This window comes from Oceanicaulis alexandrii DSM 11625 (genome assembly GCF_000420265.1).
Classification (GTDB): Bacteria; Pseudomonadota; Alphaproteobacteria; order Caulobacterales; family Maricaulaceae; genus Oceanicaulis; species Oceanicaulis alexandrii.
In genome coordinates this window covers 2,130,743-2,145,331 of record NZ_ATUP01000001.1, presented here as the reverse complement: position 1 = coordinate 2,145,331, position 14,589 = coordinate 2,130,743, and the positions used below count along the sequence as shown (strand labels likewise).

The 14,589-nt window shown below is 64.2% G+C and carries 16 protein-coding genes; 11 read left to right on the top strand and 5 right to left on the bottom strand.

Features of this window, described 5'->3' with window-relative positions; genetic code table 11:
• Positions 1-83: 83 nt before the first annotated feature.
• The 7 genes from yihA to G405_RS0110225 are packed head-to-tail and all read left to right on the top strand — an operon-like array spanning position 84 to position 6,776.
• Positions 84-650 carry a ribosome biogenesis GTP-binding protein YihA/YsxC gene (gene yihA, locus G405_RS0110255; protein WP_022701431.1) on the top strand — a complete coding sequence of 189 codons (567 nt, stop codon included), beginning with the start codon at positions 84-86 and terminating at the stop codon, positions 648-650.
• Between the two features lie 59 nt (positions 651-709).
• Positions 710-1,687 (top strand): DUF1036 domain-containing protein, encoded by a 978-nt coding sequence (locus G405_RS0110250; protein ID WP_022701430.1) that lies wholly within the window; start codon positions 710-712, stop codon positions 1,685-1,687.
• Entirely contained in the window at positions 1,684-2,403 is a 720-nt protein-coding gene (locus G405_RS0110245; protein WP_022701429.1) for a pyrimidine 5'-nucleotidase, read from the top strand. The genes G405_RS0110250 and G405_RS0110245 overlap by 4 nt, the downstream gene beginning before the upstream one ends.
• A complete protein-coding gene (gene dapD / locus G405_RS0110240) occupies positions 2,400-3,230 on the top strand; it encodes a 2,3,4,5-tetrahydropyridine-2,6-dicarboxylate N-succinyltransferase (protein WP_022701428.1) in 831 nt (276 codons plus the stop codon). The genes G405_RS0110245 and dapD overlap by 4 nt, the downstream gene beginning before the upstream one ends.
• A gap of 57 nt (positions 3,231-3,287) precedes the next feature.
• Positions 3,288-4,451 carry a succinyl-diaminopimelate desuccinylase gene (gene dapE / locus G405_RS0110235; protein WP_022701427.1) on the top strand — a complete coding sequence of 388 codons (1,164 nt, stop codon included), beginning with the start codon at positions 3,288-3,290 and terminating at the stop codon, positions 4,449-4,451.
• Positions 4,448-5,023 (top strand): hypothetical protein, encoded by a 576-nt coding sequence (locus tag G405_RS0110230; RefSeq protein ID WP_022701426.1) that lies wholly within the window; start codon positions 4,448-4,450, stop codon positions 5,021-5,023. Before dapE ends, G405_RS0110230 begins: the two co-directional genes overlap by 4 nt.
• Positions 5,024-5,072: 49 nt before the next feature.
• Positions 5,073-6,776, top strand: a complete 1,704-nt coding sequence (locus G405_RS0110225; RefSeq protein ID WP_022701425.1) for an amidohydrolase — start codon at positions 5,073-5,075, stop codon at positions 6,774-6,776.
• Positions 6,777-6,778: 2 nt separating this feature from the next.
• Here G405_RS0110225 and G405_RS0110220 read toward each other — a convergent pair whose 3' ends face one another.
• Both G405_RS0110220 and G405_RS0110215 read right to left on the bottom strand, forming a co-directional pair.
• Positions 6,779-7,591: a glucose 1-dehydrogenase gene (locus G405_RS0110220; protein WP_022701424.1), complete on the bottom strand. Its 813-nt coding sequence runs from the start codon at positions 7,589-7,591 to the stop codon at positions 6,779-6,781.
• A 100-nt stretch (positions 7,592-7,691) separates the two neighbouring features.
• Positions 7,692-8,066: a Kazal-type serine protease inhibitor domain-containing protein gene (locus tag G405_RS0110215; RefSeq protein WP_022701423.1), complete on the bottom strand. Its 375-nt coding sequence runs from the start codon at positions 8,064-8,066 to the stop codon at positions 7,692-7,694.
• 142 nt (positions 8,067-8,208) lie between these two features.
• On the opposite strand from G405_RS0110215, the gene G405_RS0110210 reads away from it, so the two are divergent.
• From G405_RS0110210 to truA, 3 genes are all read left to right on the top strand, one after another.
• Positions 8,209-9,168, top strand: a complete 960-nt coding sequence (locus tag G405_RS0110210; protein WP_022701422.1) for an SDR family NAD(P)-dependent oxidoreductase — start codon at positions 8,209-8,211, stop codon at positions 9,166-9,168.
• A gap of 66 nt (positions 9,169-9,234) precedes the next feature.
• Positions 9,235-10,167, top strand: a complete 933-nt coding sequence (gene fmt / locus G405_RS0110205) for a methionyl-tRNA formyltransferase (protein ID WP_022701421.1) — start codon at positions 9,235-9,237, stop codon at positions 10,165-10,167.
• 2 nt (positions 10,168-10,169) lie between these two features.
• A complete protein-coding gene (truA, locus tag G405_RS0110200) occupies positions 10,170-10,925 on the top strand; it encodes a tRNA pseudouridine(38-40) synthase TruA (RefSeq protein ID WP_022701420.1) in 756 nt (251 codons plus the stop codon).
• Here truA and G405_RS0110195 read toward each other — a convergent pair.
• On the bottom strand, positions 10,922-11,503 hold the full coding sequence (locus tag G405_RS0110195) for a hypothetical protein (protein ID WP_022701419.1): 582 nt from the start codon (positions 11,501-11,503) through the stop codon (positions 10,922-10,924). The genes truA and G405_RS0110195 overlap by 4 nt on opposite strands.
• The gene (gene def / locus G405_RS0110190; RefSeq protein ID WP_022701418.1) at positions 11,500-12,027 is read right to left on the bottom strand and encodes a peptide deformylase; all 528 of its coding nucleotides are present in this window, start codon (positions 12,025-12,027) and stop codon (positions 11,500-11,502) included. The genes G405_RS0110195 and def overlap by 4 nt, the downstream gene beginning before the upstream one ends.
• A gap of 130 nt (positions 12,028-12,157) precedes the next feature.
• Between def and G405_RS15700 the strand changes: the two genes are divergently transcribed.
• Complete coding sequence (locus G405_RS15700) at positions 12,158-13,069, top strand: alpha/beta hydrolase (RefSeq protein WP_022701417.1); 912 nt, start codon at positions 12,158-12,160, stop codon at positions 13,067-13,069.
• Here G405_RS15700 and rmuC read toward each other — a convergent pair.
• Positions 13,060-14,547 (bottom strand): DNA recombination protein RmuC, encoded by a 1,488-nt coding sequence (rmuC, locus tag G405_RS0110180; protein WP_028284724.1) that lies wholly within the window; start codon positions 14,545-14,547, stop codon positions 13,060-13,062. The genes G405_RS15700 and rmuC overlap by 10 nt on opposite strands.
• Between the last annotated feature and the right edge of the window lie 42 nt (positions 14,548-14,589).

Here is a 14,589-nt window from a genome sequence, read left to right as displayed (position 1 = left end):
CCGAGCCCTCTCCAGACGCCCAGGCTGAAACTGCGGCCCGCTTTGCGGCGGGCCGCAAGCTGTTCTCCGGCGAGATCGACTTCATGCTGGGCGTGGTGTCCATGGACACCTTGCCGGATTCCGACGTCCCCGAGATCGCGTTTGCGGGACGGTCGAATGTGGGCAAATCCTCGCTGATCAACGCTCTGACCGGCCGCAAGCAACTTGCTCGCGCCTCCACGGAACCGGGGCGTACGCGCGAGCTGAACTTCTTTGACATGCAAGGCCGGCTGCGCATCGTCGACCTGCCGGGCTATGGCTTCGCCAAAGCCCCCAAGGAGGTCGCTGCGCGCTGGACGCGGCTGACGCAGAACTATCTGCGCGGTCGGGTCAATCTCAAGCGGGTCTTCTTGCTGATCGACTCCCGGCACGGCATCAAGCCGTCTGACGAAGCGATCATGAAGGTTCTTGATAGCGCCGCCGTGGTGTACCAGATCGTTCTGACCAAGACCGACAAGCTAAAGCCCAGCGAAGCGCAGAAGCGCCTTGAGGAAACCTCGCAGAAAATCGCCCGGCGGCCCGCCGCCTTTCCGGTGATCTCGGCGACTTCAAGCGCCAAACGCGACGGGCTGGACGAGCTGCGCGGGGAAATCTCCACCCTGGCCCTGTAAGCGGCCGAGGCCCCGCCCTAATATACAAAACGGGCGAGTGGAGCGACGGGAGCCTTGAGATGCTGAACCGGATCATGCTGGCCCTGGTGTTGATGCTGGGCTTTGGCGGCGCCGCCCAAGCGGGACAGGTCTGTAATGAGACCAGCTTCATGGTGGAGGCGGCCAAGGCCTGGCGCACGCCGTCAGGATTGGCGGTGGAAGGCTGGGCGCGCATCGCCCCGGGGGGCTGCGCCGAGATCGGCCCCGCCACAGACACCGAACAATACCTCTATGCGCGCACCACCCGCGCCTATCTGGGCGGAGTGCGCGAATGGCGCGGCAGCCTGGACATCTGCGTGGATGAGGCGGACTTCGCGTTTGAGGGCGTCGCCGATTGCGAGACTCTGGGGCTGGAAACTCGCAAATTCCGACAATTGACGGACGCCGAACGCGACAGTGCGGTGCTTGTCGAAGTCGCCGATTTCGGCGACCGGGCCGAAGAGGCCGGGCTGCAACGCCTGTTGCAATCGGCCGGGTACGACATCAACGTCATCGACGGCTATGCCGGTCGCCGCACGCGTCGCCAGGTCGCCGCGTTTGAAGCCGATATTGGCCGCAGTTTCGGCGCGGATCGGAGCGATTTGATCCAGGCGCTGCATGAGCGCGCGCTGGAACGCAATACAAGCCTGGGCCTGCAAGTGTGCAATGACGCCAATCTGCCCGTCGGCGTCGCGGTGGCGCGGGCGGTTGGCGACGGATTTGAAACCCGCGGCTGGTGGCGCATTGCGCCGGGCGGCTGCGCTCAAACCCTGTCCGCCCAGCTGACAGGCGACGAGACCTATGTCTACGCCCAGCTGATCGACGGCGACGCGCTGCGTCCGCTGGCGTCCGGCACGGAAGCGTTTTGCATCACGCCCGCGCGTTTCACCAGCCAGACTCGCGGTGAGTGCGAGGCGTCCGGCTTTCAGCCCGCCCTGTTTCGGGCCGCGCCTGCCGCTGAGAATGGCGGCAGCATGATGCGGCTTGATCTTGATGACTTTGAGGAACCCCTTCCGTGAACCGAACCCCTGACCTGCACCATGTGGACACCTGGGTGTTCGACCTTGATGAGACGCTCTATCCCGCCGACGCGGCGGTGATGAGTCAGGTCATCGACAAGATGACAGACTGGGTTCAGCGCGAGTTTTCAATGACGCGCGAGGAAGCCCACGCCCTGCAGCAGCACTATTACACAACCCATGGCACCACGCTGAACGGGCTGCTCCTCAACAATCAGGTCAGCGACCTCGCCGCGTTTCTGGATTTCGTGCATGACGTGGATCACTCGGTGATCACACCGGACCCCGAGCTGGCCGACCATGTGGCCGCCCTCAATGGTCGCCGCATCGTCTACACCAACGGATCGCGCAAGCATGCCGAAAAGGTCATCGACCGGCTGGGGCTGAACGGGCTGTTTGAAGACCTTTACGACATCGAAGCCGCGGATTTTACGCCCAAACCGCACCGGGCGGGGTTTGAGCGCTTCACCGGGCATTTCTCGATCGCGCCGCAAAGCACGGTGATGTTTGAGGATTCGGTCAAGAACCTGCAAACCGCCCATGAGATCGGCTTCACCACCGTGCTGGTGCATCCCCCCGTGGAAGCGCTCGCGGATGGCGCTGCGCCCGAACCGCTGATACATCCCGATCATATTCACTACGCCGTGGACTGCCTGCGCACCTTCCTGGGCGACTGGCATGTCGCTGCGGACACAGCAAAGAAGACGACGCCATGAACCATGATGCGCTGAAATCGGTCATCGACGCCGCCTGGGACATCCGCGACCAACTTACCCCCCAGACCCAGGGCGAGGTCCGTGATGCGGTCAACACCGCCCTCAACCAGCTCGACAGCGGCGAAGCCCGCGTCGCCAGCCGCGGCGAGATCGGCGACTGGGTGGTGCATGAATGGCTGAAGAAGGCGGTCCTGCTGTCCTTCCGTCTCAACCCCAACCGGATCATTCCCGGCGGCGCCGATCATGGCCCGTGGTGGGACAAGGTCGCCTCGAAATTTGAAGGCTGGGACGCTGCGGAGTTCGAGCGTGCAGGTTTCCGCGCCGTGCCCCCCGCCGCCGTGCGCCGCGGCGCCTTCATCGGCAAGGGCGTGGTGCTGATGCCGTCCTACGTCAATATCGGCGCCTATGTGGATGAAGGCACCATGGTGGACACCTGGGCCACGGTCGGCTCTTGCGCCCAGATCGGCAAGAATGTGCATATCTCCGGCGGCGCTGGCATTGGCGGCGTTCTTGAGCCTCTGCAGGCCAATCCGGTGATCATCGAGGACAATTGCTTCATCGGCGCCCGCGCCGAAGTCGCCGAAGGCGTGATCGTGCGCGAAGGCGCCGTGCTGGCCATGGGCGTGTACTTGAGCGGCTCCACCAAGATCATCGACCGGGCCACCGGCGAGATGTTCCGTGGCGAGGTGCCGCCCTACGCCGTCGTCGTGCCGGGCAACCTGCCCGGCGAAGACGGCAAGCCGGGGCTCTATTGCGCCGTCATCGTCAAACGCGTGGACGCACAGACCCGCGCCAAAACCTCGATCAACGCGCTGCTGCGCGATTAGACCCTAACTGACCTGTCAGGCATGGCGCCGCGCGCGAAAACGCCCTAAATCTGCGCCATGCTTGATCTGTCTTCGCTCACCGACCCCATCCCGCTCGCCCGCCGCCTGATTCAGGCGCCGTCCGTGACTCCCAAGGACGCGGGCGCGCTCGACGTGTTGTCAGAGGCGCTTGAAGCGCTCGGCTTCGTTTGCCAGCGGTTCAAGTTTGAAGAGGTCGACAATCTCTACGCGAGGCTTGGAAGCGCCGCGCCGGTGTTCTGCTTCGCCGGTCATACCGACGTGGTGCCCGCCGGCGATGACGCCGCCTGGAGCCGCGGTCCGTTCGAAGCGGAAATCGCCGATGACGTCCTGTGGGGACGCGGCGCATCTGACATGAAAGGCGCCATCGCCGCCATGGTCGCCGGCGTCGCCCGGCATCTGCAAAGCCAGGGCGCGCCCGCAGGCTCCATCGCTTTCCTGATCACCGGCGATGAAGAAGGCCCGGCGGTCAACGGCACCAAGAAACTGCTCAAGGCGATCACCGACAAGGGCGAAAAACTCGACCATTGCCTGGTGGGCGAACCCACAAACCCGCATCACCTGGGCGATACAATCAAGGTGGGACGCCGCGGTTCGTTGAACGGGGTGATCACGGTCACCGGCCAGCAGGGTCATGTGGCTTACCCTGAGAAGGCCGAGAACCCGATCCCTGTCCTGATCGACCTTTTGAACCGGCTGACCTCGCGCACCCTGGATGAGGGCGCACCGCATTTTCAGCCCTCAAATCTCGAGGTCACAACAATTGATGTGGGCAACGCCCCCCATAACGTGATCCCGGCCAGGGCCAGCGCGAAGTTCAATATCCGGTTCAACACCGCCCAGTCCGGCGATGATCTGAAACAATGGATACGTGAAGAAGCCGCCGCCGCTGAAAACGGCACGTTCTGCGAGATTGATCTCGATCTCACCGTCACCGGGGACGCGTTTCTGACCAAGACCGGCCCGTTCACCAGCTTGCTCCGCGACGCGGTCAAGGACCACACGGGACGCGAACCGGCGCTGACCACGGGCGGCGGCACGTCTGACGCGCGCTTCATCAAGGATTACTGCCCGGTGGCCGAATTCGGCCTGGTGGGCGAAACCATGCACCAGGTGGATGAGCGCGTGCCCGTCAGCGATGTGACCGGGCTCGCCGCGATCTATGCAGACGTGCTCGACCGGTATTTCAAGACGTTTCCATGATGAACCAAGCCCTCAAGGATATGCGCTCTGGCGTCGACGGCGTGTTTGCGCTGATGATGTTCAAGTCAGACTGGCGCAAGCACTTCGACATGAGCGTGACCGGCGTCGGCCGGTCCTTCATCGGCGTCGTTCTGGGCCTGCCCGCCTTCATCTTCCTGATCTACGGCATCAATTACTTCATCGCCGACAACGCCAGCTATTTCGAAGCGGACGCGAGCTATTCGCTTCTGGACGCCATGCTGAGCTGGGCGCGCTTCTGGCTGGTCTTCCCGGTGGTCGCCATGGGCATGGTGATGGTTCTGGGCGTGAAAGACCGCTACGCCAGCTGGCTGGTGACCCATAACTGGACGGTCTTGTTGCTAGTCCATGTCCAGGCGCTGATGCTGGCGCTCTACCCTGCCGGGCTGGCCGATGCGGGCGCCATGGGGCAAGTCACCTCGCTTTACAATTTCGTGCGCCTGTTCGTGCACTGGCGTGTGGCGCACGCCGCGCTGGGCTTGCCGCCCCTGCTGGCGGCGGCGGCGGCTGGCGTGCCCCTGATCATCGACTGGATGATCATGACCGTGACCTGAGGCCCGCACCGCGCTAGTTTCCCTCTCACATCGTCCTGGGGAGGGATATATGATCCGCACGTTTTCACTGGCCGCGCTGTCCTTCAGCGCTTGCTCGCTGGCGCTGGGCGCCTGTTCCGAACCGCTCGACCCGCAGGTTGCGGGTCCTGACGCCGCTGACCGGGTGTTCACCGGCGGCCTGATCTACACCGGCGTCGAGGCGAGCCCCACTGCCGAGCTGGTCGCAGTTGATGACGGACGGATCGTCTTTGTGGGCAGCGCCGCAGACGGTGAGGCGTTCATCGGCGAAGACACGCAGACCGTAGACCTGGCGGGCGCAACGCTGTTTCCCGGTTTCACTGACGCGCACGCCCATGTCATCGGCGTGGGCGAGCGCGAACGTACGCTGAATCTCGAAGGAACCGCCTCCGTCGCTGATCTGCAGGCCCGCATTGCGGAGGCCGCCTCGGACGCCAGCGCCTCGATCATCTCCGGCCGTGGCTGGATCGAAACCCATTGGCCCGAAGAGCGCTTCCCCAACGCCGCCGATCTGGATGCGGTCGAGGCCGAGCGTCCAGTCATCCTGGTGCGTGCGGACGGCCATGCGCTGGTCGCCAACACCGCCGCGATCGAAGCCGCCGGGATCACTTCGGAGACGCCTGACCCCGAAGGCGGCGCTATACTGAAAGATGAGAGCGGCCAGCCCAACGGCATGTTCATCGACACCGCGATGGCGCCCTTTGCGGCGCTGGCGGGCCAACCCGACGACGAGGAGCGTGAGACTCTTTATCGTCTGGGCGCTGAAGTGATGGCGTCCCAGGGCTGGACCAGCGTGCACGATATGAGCGTGCCCTATGCGGACGTGGACATCATGGCGCGCCTCGCCGAAGACGGCGCGTTTCCGATCCGCGTGTCGGTCTACGCCAATCCGGAAGACTATGACGCGGTCGCCGCCCAGGCCCCTCGCATCGAGGGCGATGGCCGGGTCGTGGCGCGCGGCGTGAAATTCTACATGGACGGCGCGCTCGGCTCCCGCGGCGCAGCACTGTTAGAACCCTATGACGACGCGCCGGACACCACCGGCCTGTTCCTGTCTGAAGAAGAGCGCGCGGAAGCGATGATGCAGCGCGCCTTGCAGGATGGCGTCCAGCTCGCCATTCACGCCATCGGCGATGCAGGCAATCGCGAAGTGCTCAACTGGATGGAGGATAGCTTCGCCGCCATTCCCGCCGAGGCGCGCGCCGTGGCCGAGCCTCGTTGGCGCGTGGAGCACGCCCAGGTGCTGCACCCCAACGACATTCCGCGCTTTGGCGAGATGGAGGTGATCGCCTCCATGCAGCCCAGCCACGCCATTGGCGATCTGCACTTCGCCGCCAGCCGCATCGGCCTGAACCGGCTGGAAGGCGCCTATGCCTGGCGGACGCTGATCGAGGACGGCGCGATGATCGCGGGCGGCTCTGACGCTCCGGTAGAGCGGGGCGAGGCGCGGATCGAGTTCTACGCCGCCGCCGTACGCCGCGATCTCAACGGCTTTGCCGACGAGCACTGGAATCTCGATCAGGCGCTGGATCGTGAAACCGCGCTGAAGCTGTTCACGATCTGGCCGGCCTACGCCACCTTCCGCGAGGACGAGCTGGGCACGATCGAAGTGGGCAAGCTGGCGGATTTCTCCGTCTTTGACCGCGATCTGATGACCGTGCCGGACGCCGAGCTGGCGGAGGCCCGTCCGGTGATGACGGTGGTCGACGGCGAGGTCGTCTGGCGCGCGGAGTAAACTCAGTCCTCAGCCCGGCGCGGTGAAGACGCCGCGCCGGCGAGGATGCCGCCATCCAGATGCAGATCTGTCCCGGTCATGTAGCTGGAAGCGCTTGAGGCGAGAAAGAGCGCCGCATCCGCCACTTCTTCAGGACGGCCGAAACGGCCCATGGGGATGCCAGCCTCCACATCCGCGACGGCGCGGTCGCGGGCGTCGCCTTCGCCCAGCATGTCCTCCCACATGGGAGTCAGCACGGCGGCGGGGAGAATGGCGTTGCAGCGAATGTCATAGCCTGACTGGGCGCAATAGAGCGCCACGGTGCGCGTATGGTTCAGGACCGCGGCCTTTGACGCCGCATAAGCGGCCGCGGCGGGAATGCCCACCACGCCCGAGCGCGAAGACAGATTGATGATTGAGCCGCCCTTGCGCGCCTTCATCAGCTTGATCGCCCACTGACAGCCCAGCATGACGCCATCGGTGTTGACCTGATGCACGGCGCGCCAGGCGTCCAGCGTCACATGCTCGGGATCGTGAAGGCTCGGCGCCTCACCGCCAAAGCCCGTGATGCCGGCGTTATTGACCAGAACATCCAGCCCGCCCCAGCTTTGCTCGACCCACTCCGCCGCCGCTGACCAATCGGCTGGCTCACCCACGTCCAGAGTTCGCGCGTGCGCCCGCTCGCCCAGTCGTGCGGCCAGCGCCTCGACGCCGGCGCCGTCAATATCGGTCAGAAGCACCTGAGCGCCTTCAGCCACGAACGCTTCAGCGATCGCAGCGCCAATGCCGCGCGCAGCGCCGGTGATCAGAGCGGTCTTGCCGGTCAATTGAGCCATGGGGCATCTCCTGTCGTCAGACAGGCTGCTTACCCGGTTCCAGCGCGTTGCGGAACCGGGCGCTCAAGCCAATGACTGAGCGAAAGCCGTCATTCAGCGCTTACTGGCGCGCCTGACACTCGCCCTCATGCACCACGCTGGCGCCCGCAGCGGCGGCGGTGCAGGCATTGCCGTAGGTCTGGCCGTCACAGCCGCAGACCGGGCGATACTCGCGGGTGCATATTTGCGGGCGCGCGGTGCAAACGCCCATCTGGTCCGCGGCGCCGCATTGGGCCGTGGGCGCGTAAGCGCAATAATTGGCTCCGGCGTCTGCGCCTTCGCACCTGACGCCCGCCATGCCGCCGCAGGCTTCGCCCAGCCCAACGACACGCCAATCGCCGCCCCCAGGGCCGCCATTGACCGGGCCGTCACCCGGCGTCGCAGCGCTACAGGCGCCCAGCACCAGAACCGCCAGTAAAGTCAGAATAGTCCGCATGTTCGTCCCCTTTGAAACGCCTAAGCCCTTTCAGCCTAGCATGGCTTGCTGACCCGTGCCTGAACGGCGCGCCATCAGAAAGCTGGCGTCCTGTGATTTGACGCGCGACACTGAAACGCACAGCGAGAGGATAGGTTCGATTATGACTGATGACCGCCAGCAGCCCGTCGACAGCCCGTTTCACATGCGCTCCACCGCCAAGGAGGTCGCCCAGGCCGCGGACCTGGCCGGAAAGACCGTGATCGTCACAGGCGGTTATTCCGGCATCGGGCTTGAGACCACGCGCGCCCTGTCTGACGCGGGCGCCCGCGTGATCGTCACCGTCAGGACGCCAGAGAAGGCCCGCTCCGCTCTGGACGGACTGCCGGTCGAAACCGTGACGCTCGACCTGATGGAACCCGACAGCGTCAAGACAGGCGCGCAAGAGATCCGCGCTCTGACACCGGACGGCATCGACCTGCTGATCAATAACGCCGGCATCATGGCGACGCCCTTGCGGCGCAACTCCAAGGATTGGGAGAGCCAGTTCGCCACCAATCATCTGGGCCATTTCGCGCTGTTCGCGCAGCTTTCCGACCTGCTGCTAGAACGCCCCGGCGCCCGCGTCGTGGCGCTGTCCTCGATCGCGCACCGGATCTGTGATGTGAACCTTGAAGACTGGAACTGGGACGCCGGAGACTACGAGAAATGGCCCGCCTATGGCCGCTCGAAAAGCGCCAACGCCCTGTTCGCGCTGGAGCTGAACCGCCGCTATGAGGATCGGGGCCTGAAAGCCTATTCAGTCCATCCTGGCGGGATCATGACCGAGCTGCAGCGCGATCTCGCCGATGAAGAGATGCGCGCCATGGGCTGGTTCAACGAAGACGGCACGACCAAGGATGTGTTCAAGACGGTCGAGCAAGGCGCCTCCACCACGCTGTGGGCGGCGACCTCACCCCTGCTGGAGGATCGGGGCGGGGTCTATTGCGAGGACTGCAATATCGGCGCGCTGAACCCGCCCGAAGGCGTGTTCTATGGCGTTCAACCTCATATCCGCGACGCCCAAACCGCACAAAAACTCTGGACGCTGAGCGAAGAGATTACAGGGCTGAAGGCGGTGTAAGGCTTTTACTCCGCCGCACTTCGGTCTAGGTGCAGGCCCGTAACCTGACAGCATTGATTTAGAGCCATGACCTTACGCCTCGCCTTCATGGGCACCCCTGAATTCGCCGCCGCCTCGCTCGCCGAGATTGTCGGCGCCGGTCATGATGTGGTCGCGGTCTACACTCAGCCTGCTCGTCGCCGTGGACGCGGGCAGGCGATGGTGAAAACTCCGGTGCATCAGCTCGCCGAGCTGTTCGGCCTGACCGTCCATACGCCCGAAAGCTTCCGCGACCCTGAGGTGATCGCCCAGTTCGAGAGCCTCGATCTCGATGCGGCTTGCGTCGTCGCCTATGGCCAGATCCTGCCGCAGCAAGCGCTCGATGCGCCGCGCCTGGGCTGTCTCAATCTGCACGGCTCGCTGCTGCCGCGCTGGCGCGGGGCGGCGCCGATCCAGCGCGCCATCATGGCGGGTGACGAGGTCACCGGCGTCCAGATCATGCAGATGGAGGCGGGGCTCGATACCGGCCCGGTGCTGATGAGCGAAGTGGTCCCCATTGCTGAGACCGACACCGCGTCCACCTTGCATGACCGGCTGATGAGCACGGGCGCCCAGCTCTGGCCGCGCACCCTCGCCGCGCTCGAGCGCGGCTCGCTCAGCGCAACGCCGCAAAGCGAAGAGGGCGTCACCTACGCCAGGAAGATCACCCGCGAGGATGCGCGCATCGACTGGAACAAGCCCGCCGGTGAAGTCGCCGACCAGATCCGCGGCCTGTCGCCTGTCCCCGGCGCGTATTTCGAACTGGAAACCGAGACCAAGCCGGTGCGCGTGAAGGTCCACTTCGCCCAACCTGAAAAAGGCGACGGCGAGCCCGGCGAGGTGCTGGACGACGCCTTACTGATCGCCTGCGGGCGCGGCGCGGTGCGCCTGACCCGGCTCCAGCGCGAGGGCAAGGGCGTGATGGACGCGAAGGCGTTCCTCAACGGCACGGACGTGCCCGCCGGGACGGTTTTGCGCTAATCATGCCGCGCTACAAGCTCACCATCGAATATGACGGCGGCCCGTTCGTGGGCTGGCAACGCCAGAAGAACGGACCCTCCGTGCAGGGCGCGCTGGAGCAGGCGGCGGAAAAGCTTGATGGCGCGCCGCGCGAGATTTATGGCGCGGGCCGCACCGATTCCGGCGTTCATGCCCTGGGCCAGGTCGCGCATGTGGATCTGGACAAGGATTTGCCCGCCGACAAGGTCCGCGATGCGCTGAACCACCATCTCAAACCCCATCCGATTGCGGTGGTGGAGGCCGAGCGCGTCTGCGATGATTTTCACGCCCGCTTCAAGGCGAACCGGCGCGGCTATATCTATCGCCTTCAGGCCCGCCGGGCGCCGCTGACCCTGACCCGCGGCCAGGTCTGGCGCGTCTCGCAAGCGCTGGATGTGTCGGCCATGCACGCCGCCGCCCAGCATCTGGTCGGCACCCATGATTTCACGACATTTCGAGATTCCCAGTGCCAGGCGGACAGCCCCGTCAAATCACTCGATCAGATCGCGGTGTTCCAATCGGGCGCGGAAATCCATGTGACGGTTGAAGCGATCAGCTTCCTGCATCGTCAGGTGCGTTCGATCGTTGGGTCTTTGGTGGAAGTCGGCTTCGGCAAATGGACGCCTGAGGATTTCAAGGCGGCGCTTGACGCCGCGGATCGCACGCGCTGCGGCCCCGTGGCTCCGCCGGACGGGCTTTATCTGGCGTTCGTGCAGTATCCAGGCGGGTTTGAGGCCTAGTCTTCGGCGCCCCAGGGCGCAGGCGGGGTCTCGACCGGCTCGGTGAGGTCAAACTCCACCGCGAAATGCCGGTTCGGACGGTCCAGCGCGTAGATGAAGCTGTCCTCGGAGAGGGTGATCGACCAGACATTCGCCATGGAAACCGGAATGCCTTCGCGCTCGAACAGCGCCTGGCTTTCGGCGTCCGCGGGGAAATCGGCGCGGATCGCGCCGGCAGGGCCGACCGTATCGCCGCCATACTGGGTCAGCACGTCTTCAGAGCCGTCTTCATGACGGTGATCATGCTTGAGGCGCAATCCGCCTTCAGGCAGACGCGTGATCACCCAGGTGCGCGAGCGGTCCTCGCCCACATGAAACGGCACGCGCAGCTCGGTTTCGCCGCATTCGCGCACATGCATGACAAGGCGTTCGGACGCGAAATCCGCATCGCGCTCATCTTCTGACGTGACTTCGCCCTCAAACGCCTGACCGCAATAGACGCTCAAGCGGTCAAACAGGTCCGGGTCTGACTGCGCGGCAGGCGCACAAGCGACAAGGATGAGCGGCGTCGCCGCCATCAGAACACGTGACAGGGTCATTCCGCCGCCTCTGCGGGCGCGCCGCGTTGCTTGACGAGTTTCTGGACTTTCTTGACTGCCCGCTCGCGCTTGAGACGCGACAGATAGTCGATGAACACCACGCCTTCGAGATGGTCCATCTCGTGCTGGATGCACACGGCGAACAGGTCTTCGGCGATCAGCTCGCGCTTTTCGCCGTCATAGTCGAGGAACTCGACCTTGACCTTTTTCGGACGCTCCACGCTGTCATAGATATCAGGCACGGACAGACAGCCCTCCTGATAGGGTTTGAGATCTTCTGTCAGCGGCGTGATCACCGGATTGACGAAGAAGCTCGGCGTGGTGCGTTCATCCGTCAAATCCATGACGATGACGCGCTTGTCCACGCCCACCTGGATGGCGGCCAGACCAATGCCGTCCGCTGCGTACATGGTCTCCACCATATCATCCATCAGGTCGCGAAGTTCATCATCCACCGCGTCGACCGGTTTGGAGACCAGCTTCAGGCGCGGATCGGGAACAGTGAGGATTTCTCGAATAGCCATGTCGCTTAGGTAATCGTGCAAAGGGTTAGGTTCAAGTTTGTCTGGCTGTCGCAGCGCCCCGATCAAACAAAGCGCTGGCTAACCTCGCCAGACGCGATAGCGTCAGGCTGCAAATTGAGGGGATCATACCATGAAGGCGTTCATTCTGGCAGGCCTGCTGGCCGCTGCGTCGCCCGCCGCCGCATTGTCTCAAGCATTAGAACCGGTGTCCCAGAGCAACATCGTCATTGGCGAGAGCTTCAGTCTGGACGCGCCAAGCCTGGGCGATGAGCGGGAGATCAATGTCTGGCTGCCACCCTTTTATGACGAGCTGGAAGAGCCACTCAACGTGGTCTACCTCGTTGATGGCGCGCAGGATCAGGACTTCGTCCATATCGCAGGGCTGGCGCAGCTGGGCGCGCTCAGCTGGCAGTATGAGCCCTTCATCCTGGTCGGCGTGCAGACGAAAAATCGTCTTCTCGAGCTGACGCGGCCCGCGGCCGATCCGCGCTATCAGGCCCAGTTCGAAGACCAGGGCGGGTCGGAAGACTTCCTCGCCTTTCTGACAGAGACCGTCATCCCCTTCATCGACAGCCGGTATGAGACGTCAGACCGTCGGGCGTTGATCGGGGAATCGCTGGCCGGCCTTTTTGTCACCGACACCTTCCTGTACGTGCCCGCGAGTTTCACCGATTACATCGCTGTCAGCCCGTCTCTGTGGTGGGATGAGCAAGCGACCGGCCAGGAAGCGGCAGCGCTTGTCGCCGCCCATGACGACGCCGAACGCAGCCTTTACATCACCATGGCTGATGAAGGCGGGACCATGCAGGCCGGGCTCGATCACCTTCTGGAGGCGCTTGAAGCCCACGCGCCGGAGGGGCTCGACTGGATCTATGTGGACCGCTCACAGACCGAAACGCATTCCACCATTTTCCATCCGGCGGCGCTGGACGCGTTCCGCACTCTCTTCACCCTGCCGCCCTATGAGTATGGCGAGACGCCCTGGTATCTGGTCGAAGGCGGCGAACCGCCTGCGGACGAAGATGCGCCCGGTCAGCCCTGATCGGTCTCAGGCGCGGACAGAAGACGCGGCGATTCATCGACCTGGGCGGGCGGCTCCACCAGCTTCATCTGGCCGTTGAGCTGGGCCATGTCGCGCGCCTTGGGCAGGACGCGGCTGTCAAACGAGCCCACGGCCTTGTTGTAATTGAGCGTCGCCGTCTTCAGCCCCGCGCCCACGCGGCCTAAATGGTCTGTGAACGTGGTCAGGCGGCTATACAGCTCATCGCCCAGCGCGGCGACTTTCTGGGCGTTCTGTTCGAGCTTTTCCTGACGGAAGCCGTACGCCACCGCCTTCGCCAGCGCCAATAGAGTGGCTGGCGTGGTGATGATCACATTGGCCTTGATGGCGTCGTCAAACAGGCCTGGATCTTCCTCAATGGCGGCGGAATAAAAGCTCTCGCCGGGGATGAACAGCGCCACAAAGTCGATCGCGCCGTCCACGCTGGCGGCGTATTCCTTTTTCGCGAGCTGTTTGACGTGGGTCTTCACCTGAGCGGCATGGCGGCGCAGCGCGTCGCGGCGGGTAGCTTCATCCTCGGCTTCCACAGCATCCAGATAGGCGGTCAGCGCCACCTTTGAATCGACCACGAACCGGCCCCCGCCCGGCAGCTTGATGACGAAGTCCGGCCGCAACGCCGCGCCTTCGCTGTCGCGGGTCTGATGCTGGGCGTCGTAATCAATGTTCTTGGTCAGGCCCGCCAGCTCGAGAATATTCTCCACCGTGCGCTCGCCCCATTGCCCGCGCGTGGTGGATTTGCGCTGCAAGGCGTTCACCAGCTTGGAGGTTTCCTTGTGCTGGTCGTTGAGCCCCTGAGACAACTTGGTGATCTGCTCGGCGATCGCGCCGGAATTGCGGGCGCGCTCCTGCTCCATCTTGTCCACTTGCTGACGGAACAGATCGAGGCGTTCGCGGATCGGATCGACCAGGGATTTCACACCGCCCTGGGCCTGCTCATGCTGGGTCTTGAAGTTCTGCTGCGCCTGTTCGAGCAGCTTTTTCGACGAAGCGTCCAGCGCTTCGTCCGCCAGCGTCTTGAACCGGTCCTGCATCTCCTGGCTCAGCGCCGTCAGGCGCTCGCGCTCGGCTTTCACCGCTGCTTCGCGCTCTTCCAGACGTTCCTTCAGCGCCTGCAATTCAGACGACGCCCGCTTTTCCGCCTGCCGCGTCTCTTCAAGCTGCTCTTCCAGCCCTTCAACGCGGGACGCCCGTGTCCGCGCCTCGGCCAACGCCTGCTCGGCTGCGTCGCGCATGGCGCGTTCACTGGCGAGCTCCGCTTTCAGCTCATTGACGCGGCGCGCCTCGGTCTGCGCTTCGCGCAACTCAAGCTGGGCCTCAGACAAAGCGCTCTGCCCGTCACTCAACTGGGCGCGCAAGCCATCCGCCTCACCCCAGGCCTTGCGCAGGATCAGCGCGCCCACGCCTCCCAAAACGAGACAGGCGCCGCCCAGGGCGATCAAGGCGATTGAAACGGGATCCATGGTGCACCTCGGCGTCAGAGCGGAACGAAACAGGACCATACA